This is a genomic window from Nostoc sp. CALU 546, assembly GCF_048836525.1.
In genome coordinates this window covers 1-17,764 of the sequence record NZ_JAWJTF010000041.1, presented here as the reverse complement: position 1 = coordinate 17,764, position 17,764 = coordinate 1, and the positions used below count along the sequence as shown (strand labels likewise).

Here is a 17,764-nt window from a genome sequence, read left to right as displayed (position 1 = left end):
GCCGAATTGTGGGCAAAAAGTTAGAAACATTTTTTCGAGATGCACAGCACGAGAAAATATAGCCTCCTGCCTCCTGCCTTCTGTCTTCTGCCTTCTTCTCCTTGATACCTCGATGACTGCATTCTAGAGTTGGTGAAATCGTGAACCAGATTAATCGAGTTGCAATTGTCGGCGGAACTCATGGCAATGAGTTTACAGGGGCCTACCTGAGCCAAAAATTTGCCCAGTTTCCCAATTTAATTACTAGACCAAGTTTTGAGACAGTCACCTTGTTAGCAAATCCTCATGCTTTTGCAGCAGGGAGGCGATATGTAGAGAAGGATTTAAATCGCTGTTTTCTCAAGCAAGATTTACAAAATCCCACTCTGAACAGTTACGAAGAATTACAAGCGAAATCAATCCAGGACACCCTAGCATCAAACGGGGATAAACAAGCAGACTTCATCTTAGACTTGCACAGCAGTACAGCTAATATGGGTCTGACAATTATTTTGGTAAATAGTCATCCCTTAAACTTGAAATTGGCTGCTTATCTAAGCCATGTCAGCCCTTTGGTGAAGGTTTATCGCTGCTCTTTTAAATCAATTGAAGAAAACCCATTTGTAAATTCTCTGTGCGAATTAGGCTTTGCAATTGAGGTTGGCCCGATTGCCCAAGGTATTTTAAAAGCGACGCTGTTTCAACAAACAGAAGAACTTGTTCATGCAGTTCTAGACTATTTGGAACAATTTAACCAGGGTAAAATTCCATCAACTAATGAAACACTGATTATCTACGACCACTTATCTGTTGTAGACTATCCAAAAAAATCGGATGGAACAATCTTTGGGATGATTCATCCAGAGTTGCAAGATAAGGATTATCAAGCATTGAACCCAGGAGATCCAATTTTTATAACTTTTGATGATAAAACAATTTTTTATGAGGGTACATCTACCGTTTGGCCGATTTTTATTAATGAGGCAGCTTACTACGAAAAGGGAATTGCAATGTGTTTGACTCAAAGGCAGCAAATCAATATCTAGAATATGGAAAATTTTTTGTATAATTGCTTTTTATTGGAACTAATGATAGAAATTGAGCATCCAAATCATTAATAACTTCTATATATAGCGAGATTGCTAAAACCTACTTGTATGTAAGTGTAAATGTCTCTTGATTATGATATATTGATTACCAGGAATTAAATACCAGGGTAAAAATTTGTCCGCAGGGCTGATAAAGTCGATATTCAAAAAATGCTAAAAGCCCATTATCTAATTCATCAAAAATATTTTTTAGAGAAGCAGAATTTGTTTACAAATATGGGACACTAATCTGGGCGATGTCTACAACTGGCTACGCCTACGAAATTCTGCTATTAAAGTCACTCCTTATCTTCAAAATGAGGAGTTTTAAACCTTCTGGCTTGAATTTTACCCTAAAACTAGGCTTGAGTCGAAGTACGAAGCTTGACCGATAAAGCCCAAATCTAACACTATAATTTACGCTTAAAATTGTCCAAATACTTGAATTTCTAATGAAAACCAAGCAACAAGGAAACAGACCAATAGCCAGTCTTTCTTTAGACTTGGATAATATTTGGTCTTATTTAAAAAATCAGGGCGCTCCGGGTTGGGAGACTTTCCCCTCTTACCTGGATATCGCAGTACCTCGTTTTTTAGATATTCTCCAGCAATGGAATTTGACAATCACAGTATTTATTGTGGGGCAGGATGCAGCGCTGGAAAAGAACTCTAAAGCAATACAAGCGATCGCTAATGCCGGCCACGAAATTGGCAATCATTCATTCTATCACGATCCTTGGCTACATCTGTATTCAGAGGATGAGATTGAAGAAGAGGTGGCACTTGCCGAAGAACATATCAAGCGCGTCACTCATCAACATCCGATTGGGTTCCGGGGGCCGGGATACAGCTTTTCTCCTGCGGTATTAAAAGTCCTAGCACGACGGGGATATGAATATGATGCTTCGACTTTCCCCACATTTTTGGGGCCAATAGCACGAGCTTATTATTTAATGACCTGTAAATTGAGCAAGGAAGAACGCAAGAAACGGGAAGCCTTGTTTGGTGGTTTCAAAGAGGGTTTGCAGCCTTTGAAACCTTACCAGTGGCACATGGGTAAAGATAAACTGACTGAGATTCCCGTTACCACTATGCCAATTTTCAAAGTGCCAATTCACTTCAGTTACATCATGTATCTAAGTACATTTTCTTCGGAAGTGGCTTTACTCTACCTGCGAATTGCCCTCTGGTTGTGTAAACTTACACGCGTTCAACCTTCTTTGCTACTCCACCCCACAGACTTTGTAAGTCAAGAGGATGTGCCAGAACTATCATTTTTCCCTGGAATGAGCGTCCCTACCTACAAAAAGCTAGCAATAGTTAACAAAAGTTTAGAACTTATATCCAGTCAGTTTAATGTTTTGACTGTTGGACAACACGCCAGATTCGTAGCCGGTGCGCGTCAACTACCTGTATTAGTGCCTCAAAAGAGGTAAAAATATCATCTATGCGATTTCTCAGTCCAATTTGTATCCTTGATTACAGGCAAAATTAACTTTGACCTGTCCTTGAGAAGGAGGTAATAGGGTTGGCAAAAAGATAGATTTATTTTTATAATAGTTCACTATTCCAATGTCTTTATTAAAAACCTCTGGTGATATCCCTTCCCTAGAGGTTATTTTTTTAGATGCGATTAATGTTATATAGAAATCCGCTTTGATTTCGAATAGGCAATAGGCAATAGTCAAGAAGGCTTCTTAGTTGTACTGAGTTTTTTCAGAAATCAAATACGAGTCCTATATAGAAATCCGATTATAAATAGTCAGGGAATAGTCAGGGATAATTTCTAATTCTTAATAACCTGTTTGTTGGTCAAAAGTTCTATTAAAAGTAAACTCTTCAGTCGCACCGATAACTATTTCAGCAGTTGTGTAGATAAGATTGTTTGAAAAGTCCTCTGGTCGGTAGCAAAACGTTTTAGATCCCCCTAAATCCCCCTTAAGAAGGGGGACTTTTAGAGACTTTGACCCCTTTTTTAAGGGGATCAGCAAGTGCCTAAAATTACAGCCAACCACTTTTAAAACATCCTCTTAGTTAATAATCATTAATTACTTGTTTAAGTAATATTCAGCAATTAAACCACATAAAAATTTCTCAGGAATTTTACTGAACCATCAAGACAATAAATATTACTAATATATAGATAAATATTGTCAGGATGCTAAGTATGTCAGATTTACCGCTTCAGTGCAAAAATTTGAAAGAACAAGTTGAGTCTATATTACAACTTTTGCAACAAGAGCCAACGCTACGTTCCCAAGATATTACACCTGTACAAACTTCCTTAAGTAAGGCGATTTCTCCCAAGTTTGAGATTGTGTTTGCGGGTGCGTTTAGTGCTGGTAAATCAATGCTAATCAATGCACTATTGGAGAGAGAGTTACTCTACAGTGCGGAGGGACACGCTACAGGTACAGAATGCAAAGTCGAGTATGCAGAAGTAGATAAAGAACGTGTTGTTTTAACGTTTTTAAGTGAAGCAGAAATTCGAGAACAAGCAGTTTATTTGTGCCAGCAGCTAGGATTTAAGACAGTACCTAATATTAACCAAGCTGATGTAATTAGCTTGCTACGTCAATATTCTGAAGCAATTATTCGACAAGAGGGTGGTGAGAGTAAATCAGAACGTGCAAAACAGGCGAAGGCGTTAATGTTATTGGTAGAGGGATATATAGCAAATAGCGATCGCATCAACACTGTTAATAATGCTACATACTCAATGGAGCAATTTAACTTTTCCAACCTCAAGGAAGCGGCTGGATATGCCCGTCGTGGTAGCAATAGTGCAGTATTGAAGCGGATAGAATATTACTGTAATCATCCTTTGCTACGAGATGGAAATGTAATTATTGACACACCTGGCATCGATGCACCAGTAGAAAAAGATGCACAGCTAACTTATGCCAAAATTCAACATCCTGATACTTCGGCGGTGGTGTGTGTGCTAAAACCTGCTTCGGCGGGTGATATGACAAAAGAAGAAACAGAACTTTTGGAATTAATGCGGAAGAATGGGGGAGTACGCGATCGCGTTTTCTATGTCTTTAACCGAATTGATGAAACTTGGTATAATACAGAACTACGGCAAAGATTAGATAACTTAATTAGTGGGCAATTTAGCAATTCAAACAAGGTTTATAAAACCAGTGGATTATTAGGATTTTACGGCAGTCAAATTAAACAGACAAGCCAACAAGATAGATTTGGTTTAGATTCTGTTTTCGCAGAAAGTATTAAAGGTTTAGATGGTAATGAAGAAACACCGCAATTTGTCTATGCATTTAACAACTACTGTGTAAATTCAGGAAAGCTGTCTTCTACTAAATTCAATGTCTCTGTTAACGCTATTGAAACCCCAAATCAAAATTATGTACGGATTCTGGGAGATTGGGGAAATGAACTGATAGAAAAGCTAATTCAAGATAGTGCCACTAATGAATTTCGCACAGCTATTACTCGCTATCTTACAGAAGAAAAGCGTCCACAATTATTTAAAAATCTTGCTGATGATTTGGAAGATATTTGTATTAAGCTGAAAAAACATTATCAAAGTGTACAACGCGAGTTAGATAGTCAGCCTCAAGAAATTGAGATGATGAAGGCGCAAGAATTGCAACAATTAAATCAGCAACTCCAGCAAGTTGGGAGAGAATTTAGTGAGCATATCAAAGAAGAAGTTAACCATGTAATCAATAATTCTTGTGATGCTTTTGAAGCAGATTTTAAGCAATTGCAATCACGCATGATTCGCCGTTTAGATGAATTGCTAGATACTTTTTCTGTAGCTTATGCTTATCGACGTGCAACCATCAGCCATCCTCGCAACGCTACCGCACCTTTGATTGCTATTTTAGTCGAGGCATTTTATTACTTAGCAAATCAATTAGAAGATATTTTGGTTGAATCTTCTCAGCAAGTAGTTGCAAATTATTTTCAGCGGTTGGTTGAAAAGATTCGCAAGTCCGAATATTATCGCCAGTTGTATCGTTTATTAGATCATGATGGCGGCATTGAACAAGAGATTAGAAATATAGAAAAGCAGGTTACTCAAGCATTAGTTAGTGCAGCTAGTGTAGAGTGCGATCGCTTCGTGCGAGAAAGTCCAAGATTTTATGATGAAGGCACTTTTTCTATATATCAATTTCGCCAAACTTTATTACAAACTTCCCAAGGTTACGACGCTGAAAGTATCATAGAAGCAGAGCCAGCAATTAGGCAGTTATTGAAGTTAGATTTTGAACCCAAAGTTTCCCAAACTATTCGTAAATCTTTCCGTCAAACCATCAACCAAACTCTCAAAACTCAATTGATCCCAATGGCAAATCAGCAAGCCGATGAAATTTTGCAGCAATATCCACAGGCGCGTGCTTATTTAGAGCAAACATTGCAACAAGAGGCTGAAGAAAAAATTGCGAATAATCGCCGATTATTGAATGTTGTTGAAGAAAATATTGCAACATATAATTCAGCCGCTTCTAGTATTAATAGTTGTTTGCAGGCGATGCAATTATATGATCATCTTTTGCCTGTAATTGGTGATTCCTTTGACACGGATGGGAAGTTTGCTAATAATGGATTTGTGATTTCAGATGTGGTACAAGAGGTTTAATTTTACATATCACAATCCGATTTGATTTGTGAAAACTAGCGGTATTTAGATCCCCGACTTCTTTAAGAAGTCGGGGATCTAACTTTTTATAATCCCAATCCCCAACTTAATGCTTATGCTTATCAAGCGCCGACAATTTCTTACAACCTGTGGACTCGCTACCTTAGCCACCCAAGTATCACCACTTACCGCCCAAGGTAAACTACCCACAAACACCATCCGCAAGCCGCCTCGTCTGCAAGTGGGCGATACTGTGGGATTAATCGCCCCTGCGGGTATTGTTGACGCTAAAGACATCGAAGCAGCGCAGAAGTCAATTTCGCAGTTAGGGTTAAAAGTCAAGCTGGGTAAGCATATTTTAGATCGTTACGGCTATTTAGCGGGTAAAGATAGCGATCGCGCTGATGATGTAAACTTGATGTTTAGCGATCGCACCATAAAAGCAATTATTCCGATGCGTGGTGGTTGGGGCTGCAATCGGATTTTACCTTTACTCAACTACTCGCTGATCCGCTCCAATCCAAAAATTCTCATCGGGTACAGCGATATTACTACCCTGTTGTTGGCAATTAATGCCCGTAGTCAAATGATTACTTTTCACGGGCCAGTTGCTACGTCTACCTGGAATCAATTTACAGTGGATTACTTCAAGCGCATCCTATTGAATGCTGAAGCTGTGACTATGCAAAATCTCAACCCTAGCGAAGTGCGGGTGGAGACAATAGCATCGGGAAAGGCGAGAGGTAAACTTGTAGGTGGAAACTTATCAGTTCTATCAGCGATGGTAGGTTCACCTTACCTACCTTCTTGGAAAAAAAGTATCCTATTTGTAGAAGAAATTGGCGAGGATGTTTACCGGATAGATAGGATGTTGACGCAGTTAAAAACTGCTGGGATACTGAATCAAATTACTGGCTTTATCTTTGGGCAATGCACTAATTGTAAACTTGGAGATGAACCATCATTTACATTAATGCAAGTATTGCAACAACACATACTTCCTTTAGGGATTCCTGCTTGGTATGGTTCAATGATTGGTCATATTAAAGATAAATTTACCTTGCCAATTGGTGTAGAAGTAGAAATAGATGCTGAACTTGGCACTATACGAATGTTAGAAGCGGCTGTTAGTCTGGTTTAATGCAAGTTCGACGGGTCAAGATTATTAAAATAGGACTTACGCGATTTGAAACCTTTCATTGAGCCATAAAACAAGTATGTGGAATTTGTCGGTTCATGGTGAACCAGCGCGTTGCGGGGGTTCCTCCCCCCCCATTGTAGCGACTGGCGAACCCGCAAGGGTTAAAGATACCTATGCAATCAAGACTCACATATTTTGTTCACTTCAAGCTTTTGTTAGATTGGAGTTTATGCGGTCTGAAAAAATAATTAGGAATTGGCACGAAATACAACAGAATATGTTCACGTACAACTAACGTGAACATATTTTTACAAACCTTAGCGGTGATGGCATTGTCTAGACTAAATTGCTCATATTTCTTGATATATCTAAAAGATTAGACAAGCCAATTTGTTGAGTTTCTATTGCTAGGTTAAGTAGAAATAACTCCATATCTAGTTTGTTTAAGATTGCCGCATTACCAGAATTATTACTGTTATTCGTGCCATCAGAAAGCGATAAAAAGTAATTAGTATTACCTGCTGTTGGTTGGATGCGTACATAGTAAGTACCTGGAGACAATCGAAGGTCTTTAACCGGTATCGGCCCAATATTATTATCAGAATTCAATACAGCAGTATTTCTAGAACTTAAAACATTTCCACTACTATCAATTACTTGCTCAAGTACACTTCTAGAATAGCTATAGTTAAATATTCTAAGAGTGCTAGTTTTATTTAAATCGAAACGATAGTAGTCAAAAGGATCGGATGAACCGACGTTTTCAAGTACACGAGTATAATTTGAACGTATGGGAAGTTGGCGAAAAGTGCTGAATGTATTTCCGGCATAGTCATTAGCAGCTTTGCGTCCTTCAAATAGCCCCCTAAAATTAAAGTGTTCTACTAAGTTAACACCTTGCAAAAAAGCTAAATCTGGATTGTTGGCTTTATAGTATCCAGCATCAAAAGAGGGCGAAGATTTACGTCCCTCATTTATTCCATTGATTTGAAAATGCTGTAACAACTGGCTATTAGTTAAATTAGTCAAGTCTTGGTTGTTAGCACGATAATAGTTGAAATCAAAAAATGGTGAAAACTGACGTCCTTCGTTTATTCCATTGATTTCAAAATGATTCAGCAGTTGAGAGTTATTTAAGGAAGATAGGTCAGAATTATAGTTTTTGTTGTATGAGATTGTGCTAAAAAATAAAGAAAAAGAACGCCCTTCGGAAACACCAGAGTCTTTGAGATGATTAAATAATTGTTCATTGTTAAAGCTTGTGAGATCACTATTATTAGCGCGATAGTAGTTAAGACTAACGTTGGGCGAAAAACTACGTCCCTCAGCTACTCCGTGATTCACTAGATGATTTAATAGTTCACTGTTGTTGAAGTTTGCCAAGTCAGAACTACTAGCCCGGTAGAAATTCAAATTGATCAGTGGTGAGAATGAACGACCTTCATTTAGACCATAGCTTTGGAAGTGTGACAAAGCTTGAGCATCATTAAAACCAGCTAAGTCTTGATTGGCAGCACGATAGAAACCGGGGTCAAACACATTGGAGATACTTAGAGCCATATTATCAAATATCCAAAAGCCACTCTTACAAAGCGCATTACATAGTAGTACGTAGTATTATAAAGTAAGAGTAAATATCTCCTGATACTAAAAAATAAACTTAATGATTAGAGCGCCGAAACGGAAAGAGGCTTTAAAACCCCCCTTCCCCACAAGGAAGGGAATGGGGCTAGGGGGGTTAGGTTTCCGAGACTTAGATGTTACCAAAAATACTTTTCAAACATCCTCTAACGCGCCAGAGTGATTTTGATTAAGATTTTGATAGACAGTATGCATTTCTCCTCGCCATGTTACGACTAACAGAAGTAAAGCTCCCGCTTGATCATCCTGAAGATGAGATCAAGTCTGCCATCCTCAAAAAGCTGCAAATCACGGACGAAGATTTGATCAGCTATTCCATCTTCAAGCGTAGCTACGATGCGCGTAAGAAAGGAGATATCACCCTTGTCTATATTCTGGATGTAGAAACGACTCAGGAAACTCATCTACTCAAGCGCCTGAAAAAAGATCCCCATATCATGTCCACGCCAGACATGAGTTATCGCCCAGTAGCACAAGCACCGAGCAATTTAGCGATTCGCCCCATCGTGATTGGTACTGGGCCTTGTGGCTTGTTTGCGGGTTTGATGCTGGCGCAAATGGGGTTCCGTCCCATCATTTTAGAACGTGGGAAAAAAGTTCGCGATCGCACTGCTGATACTTTTGGCTTTTGGAAGAAAAAATCAGACTTCAACCCAGAATCTAATGCCCAGTTTGGTGAAGGTGGTGCGGGTACATTTTCTGATGGCAAACTCTACAGTCAAGTCAAAGATCCTCAGCATTATGGGCGCAAGGTACTAACCGAACTCGTCAATGCGGGAGCCTCACCAGAAATTCTCTATATCAACAAACCGCACATCGGCACTTTTAAACTAGTCGGAATCGTCCAAAGTATGCGGGCTAAAATCGAATCCCTCGGTGGTGAAATTCGCTTTGAAAGTCGGGTGGAAGATATCAACATCGAAAATGGACAGGTGCGGGGAGTCACCCTCGCCAGTGGCGAATATATCGCCAGCGATTATGTAGTTCTGGCGGTAGGTCACAGCGCCCGCGATACCTTCCAAATGCTATTTGATCGTGGAGTTTACATAGAGCCGAAACCTTTTTCCATCGGCTTTCGGGTCGAACATCCCCAGACTCTCATCGATAAATGTCGTTTTGGCGCTCAAGCTGGTCATAAGCTTTTAGGTGCTGCCGATTACAAACTGGTTCACCATTGCCAAAATGGTCGTTCCGTCTATAGTTTTTGTATGTGTCCGGGGGGCTTGGTAGTTGCAGCCGCATCAGAACCGGGGCGACTTGTCACCAATGGGATGAGCCAATACTCTCGCAATGAGCGCAATGCCAACAGTGCGATCGTTGTGGGTATCACACCCGAAGATTATCCGGGCAATGCCTTGGCGGGAATTGACTTTCAACGGCGCTTAGAAGAACGGGCTTTTGAATTAGGCGGTGGGACTTATGAAGCGCCAGGGCAGTTGGTGGGAGACTTTCTCAACCATCGCCCCTCGACAGCATTGGGCACTGTTAAACCGTCTTATACACCTGGGGTACACTTGGGCGATTTGAGCGATAGTTTACCAGATTATGCGATCGCAGCCATCCGCGAAGCCCTTCCCGCTTTTGACAAACAAATTAAAGGATTTGCGATGGATGATGCCGTGTTGACTGGAGTGGAAACCCGTACCTCATCACCGATTCGGATTAAACGCAAAGAGGATTATCAGAGTTTAAATACAGTCGGTCTTTATCCGGCTGGGGAAGGCGCAGGATATGCAGGGGGAATTCTCTCGGCGGGTATCGATGGTATCAAGGTAGCGGAGGCGGTGGCTTTAAGTATTTTGAGAAATTTGACATCCTCACCGACCTAAAGGCGCTCTTAAGAAGGAGTAATGAGTAATAAGTAATGAGTAAATACCCATTTTTCATCTACTCATTACTTTAAAGCATTGCGTGAAGCACGGGGCTTCTCTACGAGACGCTTCGCGAACAGACCCAAATATGTGGTGAGTTTGTAGTAAGCACTTTAGTGCTTCAAAATCCAGGACTAAAGTCCTTACTACGGACTTATTATTTACCTATTTATCCTGAACTACATTGATATAGCCGTAGTCACATAGGTTAGGACATTTTGAAAACGTGAATACTAGGAATAGTAATAGTTTTACCTTCTGCCTCCTGCCTCCTGCCTCCTGCCTCCTGCCTCTTGCCTCCTGCCTCCTGCCTCCTGCCTTCTGCCTCCTGGTATACCAAATAAAGCCTCTCTGTTCAGGAAAAATTTTCAGACTTACCACGCAAGATACTAAAATTTAATTATCAATGAAAACATAATGTCTGATATTAGCCGTTTTCGTGGGGCTTGGCAAACCCATTAGTTAGATTCCGATTAATCTTTAAACATGATTGTTGACGAAAATCGAGAAGCGTTTATTCCTTATACTCGCAGCGATATTATCAAACTTTGCCTGCAAGACGGTCAGCTAAATTGGGATGATGCCAAAAAATTTCAAGATTTCTGCCAAATACTCACTGCATACTATCACTTTCGCTTCCACAAAACCTTAGAAATTATCAAAGATAACTATGTACCCTTTAACCCTAATGAAGATGTTCAACCAATAACTCCACCAACATTCGAGCAATATGATGAAATGGAGCGCCAAGTAATTGATGCCTTTGAGCATATTGTCGAAAGAGCAAATTATATTCCTTTGCCTGAATCGATTGTCAAACGATCAGTGACAACCAAATCTCTAATTGATTTGAAAACTCAAGTGGATTTTGAGGATTTTGACCGCTTTCTTTGTTACTACCGGGGTGATAGTTACCAAAAAATCTTAGTAAAAAAGTTCTTCTTTTGGCAAAAAGAAAAGACTATTGATATCTTGGAACGGATTGTTTTATTAGTCAAGTTCAAAGAAGTTGCTTACTTTCGTGCAAAGAATGCCAAGATCCAAGATTTGAAATTCATTCCCGGTAAAATGTATGTTTACTGCTACAAAAATATTCCTAAACTAGATATTGACTTACTCTTTCCCAATGTAGAAACGAGTATGACCTGGAAAGATCGCTTACTATTTGGAATCCCTGCTATTGGGGCGGCAATTCCTTTGGTATTAAAGACTTTGCCAAATTTATTATTGCTGGTTGGTGCGATTTTACTAGTACTAAATGTATCATTTCTAATTGAATCATTAAATGTAGAGTTGGCTCAAGTTAGAAATTTTATGCCTGTTTTGGTGGCAACTTTATCATTAGCGCTCTCTTTGGGTGGATTTGCTTTTAAGCAATACACTAATTATAAAAATAAAAAAATTAAATTCCAAAAAAAAGTTACAGATACATTATTTTTCCAGAATTTAGCTAATAATATCAGTGTCTTTCAAATGTTTATTGAATTGGCAGAGGAAGAAGAATGTAAGGAAATTATTCTGGCATACTATCACTTACTTACCAGTCCTACACCCTTAAGCCCTGAACAATTAGATTCTCGCATTGAAACTTGGATGGAGAATAAACTAGGCACAAAGATTAATTTTGATATTCAAGGGCCTCTGAGCAATCTAGAAGATATTCGTGGCCAAGTAATTCCAAATAGCGAAACAACAGACAATGTATCAGAAATCGCTTTACTAACATATAATCAGCAGGGAGAGTGTCAAGTTCTCCCCTTGGATGATGCTAAAGCAGTGATTGATTATGTTTGGGATAATGCCTTTCAATATAACGGGATAATTTTGTAGGCGAACATATCAATTTTAATATCAAGCCCTACCTAGATGCTTTCGAGGCAGGGCTTTGGTTTTTATGGCTGGAGTCGATATGCAATCATGCACTAAGCGCGATAGCGTACACGCCCCCGTAGGCGATCGCACTGGGGAATTTAGCCGAACGTTAAAGCTGGTTCTTCACAGAAGTTAAATAGGGCTGACTCACTTTCTGATTCATCTTCAAATACAGCAGATATGTACCATTCACAGGGCGAATCATTCGTATATTCAGCCCAAGCAATTGTTACTGTTTCACCCGATGGAATCCCTGAATCACTCAAGGTAAATGAAGCCCAATCTTCATCATCGAGAGATACCCATAACTCTGTAATTGCTTGTTCGGTATCATTGGTAACGGTAAACGTGAATTGGTCTGACATAAATAGCCCCTTAGCTATAAATAAATTGCAGGTTGTCAGTCACCGATTATACTGCCACCTTTTTTTAACCGTTGTCATCATAACTGCCAGAATATATACTCAGAAGTGGTTTCAAGCCTTTTTTGACTAAATTTAAATTTGTTAAAGAGTATTAAAAATATCATAGATAAGACGCGATGAATCGCGTCTTTGTCTTAATACAACTCATATTTCATTAACTGACAAGGCAGCGCTCCGTTATACACTGCAATCCGCCGCGATGATTTTAGTCCAATTGATTGAGACAGTTCCTTGTTCCCACTGAGTACAAATGCAGTCCAGCCTTTGAAGCGTTGTTTTAAGACATCGCCCAAAAGTTTGTAAAATGCCCCTAAATCGCTATCTTGCCCCAGCCGTTCGCCATAAGGTGGATTGCAGAATAAAATCCCACTGTCTGCGGGGGCGACAACATCGGCTAACTCCATTTGAGAAAACCATACATGGTTATCAACGCCGCAGTTTTGAGCATTGTTAATCGCTTGCTCAATTATATTTTCATCGCGATCGCTTCCCCAAATAGGTGCGGGAAGGGTATCTAGTTGGCTGTCCTTAGCTTCTTGGAGCAACTTTTCTAAAAGGGACAAATCAAAATCGAGCCAAGTTTCAAATCCAAAGGACTCACGAAACAGTCCTGGTGCGATATTCAGTGCCTTTAAGCTAGCTTCCAAAGGTAAAGTGCCAGATCCACAGAGAGGATCGTAGAACATCTGGTTTGGCTCCCAACCCGAAAGCTGAATGAGCGCAGCAGCGAGAGATTCCTTGAGAGGGGCGGCTCCCACCGCAGGGCGGTAGCCTCGGCGATGCAGACTATTTCCAGAACTGTCGAGTTTAACGGTACAAAAATCGCGTTCAATATGAACATTAACCCGCACATCTGGTTCATGAAGCTCTACATTTGAACGTTCGCCCAGATTTTCTTTCTGCTGGTCAACGATCGCATTTTTGACTTGGAGAGATGTGAAGTGGCTGTGGTTGAGGTGCTGGTTTTTGCCCGTGACATTCACCGCCAGGGTCATGTCTGGCGTTAAATAGTTTACCCAATCGATACTCTGGATACCGCGATAGAGATCATCGGCATTTTGGCATGGAAACTCATCAATATTCACCAAGATTCGGAACGGCAGCCTAGCCCAGAGGTTGACGCGATAAAGCAAAGTGCGATCGCCCTCAAAAGCGACACCGCAAAATCCTGGCTCCACAGAATGGGCACCCAGTTGCTCTAACTCCTGAGCCGCCAGGGTTTCTAATCCGCGAGCAACTGTTGCAAAATAATTCATAATTCGTAATTCGTAATTCGTAATTAATGGCTATTAGTAACTCAATTTATTGGTTTTTCAGAGAAGCGACTTTTTTAACTCAGATTAATCTAGAAATTTCTAAAATCAATCATTGTCTGACGATAAGCATCTGGCAAACCTGTATCAAAACACTTGCCTTTAACAACATATCCTGTCATTCCCTCTTCCTGACGTAATTTTTCCAGACAGGATGTTAACTGAAATTCACCTCGTTCTCGGAAATTTTGATTTATATGTTCCGCTAGAAAGTCAAAAATCTTCGGCGTAAGTAAATATAAGCCAAATATACCTAAAAAAACATTTTCTGCCATTCCCTCTACACTCAGATTTTCTCGTGCATACTCGATAGTCGGCTTTTCATAGAGTTGGGTAACTGACAAAATCGAATTTAACTCTTGCCAAACTCCCGTTATACAGCCAGCCTTATGAATAATTTCTGCTGGCATTGTAGTTAAACCAACAACATTTTGATTCACTTGTTCGTAAACATCTAAAACTTGACTAGCACAAGATTTTTCAAGGTCAGATGCATAAATGTGGTCGCCCAACATTAGCAAAAATGGCTCATTTTGCACCCAATCTTTAGCACAAAATACCGCGTGACCATAGCCTAATTGCTCCTCTTGCAATAAGATGGTAATTCTGCTACCTAAATCTTCGAGATATTGGCTATATTCTTTATTTTGTGGTGAAAGTTTATCTAAAAGTTCTTTTTTAGGTGGGTTTTTCAATAAATCTTCAAATACTTCTTTGTCATCGGGCTGCACCACGATCCCCACTTCTGCAATTCCAGCACTAATTGCCTCTTCAATAATTGCGAGAATCACAGGTTTTGCCCTACCATCTCGATCAATAATCGGAAAAAGTTCTTTTTTCACAACTTTCGTAGCTGGAAACAACCGAGTGCCGAAACCAGCTACCGGAATCACAGCTTTTCTAACTTGATTTTTCTGCATAAATGGATCGTCACCCCAACTTTTCAAACAACTCCGCCAACACGACATTAGAAAACAAAAACCCTTGGGGATCAATCAAACGCAACCTTCCCTCTACAACTTCTACCCAACCTTTCTCAAAATACTCTTGCAAACATCTGCAAATTTCCTCCACCTTCTCTTCCCCATAAGCTTCCGCCAACGCCGCCAAACTCACACCTTCCGCTAAACGCAACCCTAACATTAACGTTTCTAACAATACTTCCTTTGGGGGAGTCAAATCACAATCAATTACACCGCCAGCTTCCACCCACTGGTAATACTCCTTAGTTTTACGCGGACGAGTGAAGCGTTTACCCTCAACATAACTCGCCGCACCCATCCCAAAGCCGTAGTAAGGGCGATTTTCCCAATACACTCGATTATGTCGGCACTGATGACCAGGTTGGGCATAATTGGAAATTTCATAATGCTCATAACCTGCACCAGTCAAAATCTGCTGCCCCATCTGGTACATTTTGACTGTGGCTTCATCCGTGGGCAAAGGAGTATCGCCAGGTTTGTAGTAACGACCGAAGGCTGTACCTGGTTCGATGGTCAGATCATAAATAGATATGTGAGTAGGTAGAAGCGCTACCGCTTTGGTGAGAGAATCTTGCCATTGATCTAAAGACTGATGCGGCAACCCGGAGATTAAGTCTAAGCTAAATTCGGGAATCTCGACTTGATGAATTAGTTCCACAGCTGCAAAAATATCTTCAACTGAGTGCGATCGCCCCGCCCTTTGCAATAATTCTGATTGAAAGGCTTGTACACCCAAACTTACCCGGTTCACACCTGCACTGCGATATCCTGCTATATGTGCTAAATCAAAGGTGGCTGGGTCAATTTCCATAGAAATTTCTACCCCAGACGCAATGCCAAAATGGTTCTCTAACTCTGTTACTATCCGTTGTAACTGCTCAGTTGATAGCAGCGAAGGAGTACCACCACCGAAGAAAATTGTCTTTAAGGGTTGACCAAATGCTGGTGTCATAGCAATTTCTTGACATAACACCTCAACATATTGGGAGATAGTACCAGATGTTTCGCCCCGCAAGCGATCGCCAACAACAGACACCGGGAAATCACAATAAAAACACCGCCGTCTACAAAAGGGAATATGCACATAAGCAGAACTTGCAATTCCCGAAATACCAAATTTTTGACTCATTTTGAGAAAAGTTTTAAGTTAGCCCAACTGCGAATTGGAGATAATAAAAATGAGGTAAGAATTCAGGAGTCAGGAGTCAGGAGCCAGAATAATTGTAAAATCAAGCGTGCAATAACTTCTTGATTTTATTAAAATCATTAAGTTTGGGTATCAAAGTCTTCTTAATTCTGACTTCTGGATTCTGGATTCTGAATTCTTACAAAATGAGTAGTTTATTTACAAAATTTTGTCATTTTACAAAGAAACAATGAAAAATATTAAGATAAAAGCCTTTGGTTATAATAATTGCAGATATTGTCCTACTAAACCCTTAGTGTAAGTCAATATTGATGAGTTTATCTTACCGATGAAATAAAAAATACTTAACTTTATCGGTGAACACATTTTCAGGAAAACAAGACAATCATGCTTGACGCAATTATCATTTTCTCATTTATCCTAGCAGCGTCGGGAATAGGGTTCTACAGCATTGAACTACTACCCAATGGGGCGCTAGATCAAGTAACGAATCTAGAAGCTTTACGCTTAGTTGTTGCCGTCTTTGCCGCCATTATTGGTGGTGCGATCGGGCTGAGTTTCCAGACGACATATCGTCGCCTAGAATCACAAGTCAAGGAAATGCCTCTAGAAGTGATCTTAACTCGTGCGATCGGCTTAGTGATTGGGCTATTGCTAGCTAACCTCATGCTAGCCCCACTATTTTTGCTACCCATCCCGGCAGATTTTGGATTTATTAAGCCACTGGTGGCAGTTGTCGGCAGTATTATACTTTCCGTCACTGGCATGAATTTGGCAGATACTCACGGGCGAGGCTTATTGCGGTTCATTAATCCCAACACCGTCGAATCGATGGTAGTGGAAGGAACACTAAAACCCGCAAATACCAAAGTTTTAGACACTAGCTGTATTATTGATGGTCGTATTGAAGCCTTACTAGAAACAGGGTTTTTAGAAGGGCAAATTCTTGTACCCCAGTTTGTCTTGCAAGAACTCCAACAAGTAGCAGATGCTAGCAAAGACCAAAAACGAGTGCGGGGAAGGCGGGGGCTAGAAATTCTCAACCGCATTAAGGAAGATTATCCCGATCGCATCCTGATTAATGCAGTTGACTACGAAGATATTCCCACAGTAGACGCGAAGTTAGTGCGCTTCGCCCAAGAAATCAGCGGTACGCTACTAACCAACGACTACAACTTGTCTAAAGTCGCTAGCGTTCAGAAAGTACCTGTTTTGAATGTAAATGATTTAGTGAACGCCGTCCGTCCAAGTTATTTACCTGGCGACAACCTGGATTTGAAAATTCTCAAGGAAGGCAAAGAACCCAGTCAAGGCATTGGCTATCTAGACGACGGCACAATGGTTGTTGTTGAAGAAGGCAGCAATTATGTGGGTGGTGAACTGCGAGTAGTAGTCACAAGTGCTTTGCAAACTACAGCAGGAAGAATGATTTTTGCCAAACCCCAAGCTTCAGCATTGGCGTGAAACAATGGGAGGTTTAATTCAAATGAAACTTGGTAATCGGTGCAGGTTGACTGCACCGATTATTTATTGATTAGACTCATAAACCTCACTATTGAGGCATCACATTTCTGATTTCCCACCCAAGAACAAAATTTCGTTATTTGAACCACGTTTAGAACTCTGTTTGAGAGTGCCCACTCATGCCCAAATAAACAACCTACACTTATCAAAATCTTCCTCCTGCCCCCTGCC

The 17,764-nt window shown here is 40.3% G+C and carries 12 protein-coding genes and 1 pseudogene; 8 read left to right on the top strand and 5 right to left on the bottom strand.

Features of this window, described 5'->3' with window-relative positions; translation table 11 throughout:
- Positions 1-140: 140 nt before the first annotated feature.
- The 5 genes and pseudogenes from RRG12_RS20410 to RRG12_RS20390 form a co-directional block, all read left to right on the top strand.
- Positions 141-1,025 carry an aspartoacylase gene (locus RRG12_RS20410; RefSeq protein WP_420760517.1) on the top strand — a complete coding sequence of 295 codons (885 nt, stop codon included), beginning with the start codon at positions 141-143 and terminating at the stop codon, positions 1,023-1,025.
- A 494-nt stretch (positions 1,026-1,519) separates the two neighbouring features.
- Complete coding sequence (locus tag RRG12_RS20405) at positions 1,520-2,503, top strand: polysaccharide deacetylase family protein (RefSeq protein WP_069072192.1); 984 nt, start codon at positions 1,520-1,522, stop codon at positions 2,501-2,503.
- 731 nt (positions 2,504-3,234) lie between these two features.
- Positions 3,235-5,676: a dynamin family protein gene (locus tag RRG12_RS20400; RefSeq protein ID WP_420760516.1), complete on the top strand. Its 2,442-nt coding sequence runs from the start codon at positions 3,235-3,237 to the stop codon at positions 5,674-5,676.
- Between the two features lie 115 nt (positions 5,677-5,791).
- Positions 5,792-6,817: a S66 peptidase family protein gene (locus tag RRG12_RS20395; protein WP_420760515.1), complete on the top strand. Its 1,026-nt coding sequence runs from the start codon at positions 5,792-5,794 to the stop codon at positions 6,815-6,817.
- Positions 6,818-6,977: 160 nt separating this feature from the next.
- Positions 6,978-7,112 (top strand): annotated as a pseudogene (locus RRG12_RS20390) (IS701 family transposase); the annotation flags it as partial.
- Between the two features lie 41 nt (positions 7,113-7,153).
- On the opposite strand, the gene RRG12_RS20385 reads toward RRG12_RS20390, so the two are convergent.
- Positions 7,154-8,377, bottom strand: a complete 1,224-nt coding sequence (locus tag RRG12_RS20385) for a hypothetical protein (protein WP_420760514.1) — start codon at positions 8,375-8,377, stop codon at positions 7,154-7,156.
- Between the two features lie 287 nt (positions 8,378-8,664).
- On the opposite strand from RRG12_RS20385, the gene RRG12_RS20380 reads away from it, so the two are divergent.
- A complete protein-coding gene (locus RRG12_RS20380) occupies positions 8,665-10,287 on the top strand; it encodes an NAD(P)/FAD-dependent oxidoreductase (protein ID WP_420760513.1) in 1,623 nt (540 codons plus the stop codon).
- Between the two features lie 528 nt (positions 10,288-10,815).
- Positions 10,816-12,159 (top strand): TMEM143 family protein, encoded by a 1,344-nt coding sequence (locus RRG12_RS20375; protein WP_420760512.1) that lies wholly within the window; start codon positions 10,816-10,818, stop codon positions 12,157-12,159.
- Positions 12,160-12,299: 140 nt separating this feature from the next.
- On the opposite strand, the gene RRG12_RS20370 is transcribed toward RRG12_RS20375, so the two are convergent.
- The 4 genes from RRG12_RS20370 to hemW form a co-directional block, all read right to left on the bottom strand.
- Entirely contained in the window at positions 12,300-12,566 is a 267-nt protein-coding gene (locus tag RRG12_RS20370; protein WP_069072185.1) for a hypothetical protein, read from the bottom strand.
- A gap of 194 nt (positions 12,567-12,760) precedes the next feature.
- Entirely contained in the window at positions 12,761-13,882 is a 1,122-nt protein-coding gene (locus RRG12_RS20365) for a THUMP domain-containing class I SAM-dependent RNA methyltransferase (RefSeq protein ID WP_069072184.1), read from the bottom strand.
- A gap of 89 nt (positions 13,883-13,971) precedes the next feature.
- Entirely contained in the window at positions 13,972-14,859 is an 888-nt protein-coding gene (locus tag RRG12_RS20360; RefSeq protein WP_420760511.1) for a sugar phosphate nucleotidyltransferase, read from the bottom strand.
- Between the two features lie 10 nt (positions 14,860-14,869).
- Positions 14,870-16,051, bottom strand: a complete 1,182-nt coding sequence (gene hemW, locus RRG12_RS20355; RefSeq protein WP_069072182.1) for a radical SAM family heme chaperone HemW — start codon at positions 16,049-16,051, stop codon at positions 14,870-14,872.
- Between the two features lie 405 nt (positions 16,052-16,456).
- Between hemW and RRG12_RS20350 the strand changes: the two genes are divergently transcribed.
- On the top strand, positions 16,457-17,533 hold the full coding sequence (locus RRG12_RS20350) for a PIN/TRAM domain-containing protein (protein WP_069072181.1): 1,077 nt from the start codon (positions 16,457-16,459) through the stop codon (positions 17,531-17,533).
- The last annotated feature ends 231 nt before the right edge of the window (positions 17,534-17,764 follow it).

Bases quoted from the DNA above. Each gene is read 5' to 3' on its own strand.
- RRG12_RS20405 (WP_069072192.1), top strand. From the start codon at position 1,520: ATGAAAACCAAGCAACAAGGAAACAGACCAATAGCCAGTCTTTCTTTA.
- RRG12_RS20395 (WP_420760515.1), top strand. From the start codon at position 5,792: ATGCTTATCAAGCGCCGACAATTTCTTACAACCTGTGGACTCGCTACC.
- RRG12_RS20350 (WP_069072181.1), top strand. From the start codon at position 16,457: ATGCTTGACGCAATTATCATTTTCTCATTTATCCTAGCAGCGTCGGGA.
- RRG12_RS20375 (WP_420760512.1), top strand. From the start codon at position 10,816: ATGATTGTTGACGAAAATCGAGAAGCGTTTATTCCTTATACTCGCAGC.
- RRG12_RS20365 (WP_069072184.1), bottom strand. From the start codon at position 13,882: ATGAATTATTTTGCAACAGTTGCTCGCGGATTAGAAACCCTGGCGGCT.
- hemW (WP_069072182.1), bottom strand. From the start codon at position 16,051: ATGAGTCAAAAATTTGGTATTTCGGGAATTGCAAGTTCTGCTTATGTG.
- RRG12_RS20380 (WP_420760513.1), top strand. From the start codon at position 8,665: ATGTTACGACTAACAGAAGTAAAGCTCCCGCTTGATCATCCTGAAGAT.
- RRG12_RS20385 (WP_420760514.1), bottom strand. From the start codon at position 8,377: ATGGCTCTAAGTATCTCCAATGTGTTTGACCCCGGTTTCTATCGTGCT.
- RRG12_RS20400 (WP_420760516.1), top strand. From the start codon at position 3,235: ATGTCAGATTTACCGCTTCAGTGCAAAAATTTGAAAGAACAAGTTGAG.
- RRG12_RS20360 (WP_420760511.1), bottom strand. From the start codon at position 14,859: ATGCAGAAAAATCAAGTTAGAAAAGCTGTGATTCCGGTAGCTGGTTTC.
- RRG12_RS20370 (WP_069072185.1), bottom strand. From the start codon at position 12,566: ATGTCAGACCAATTCACGTTTACCGTTACCAATGATACCGAACAAGCA.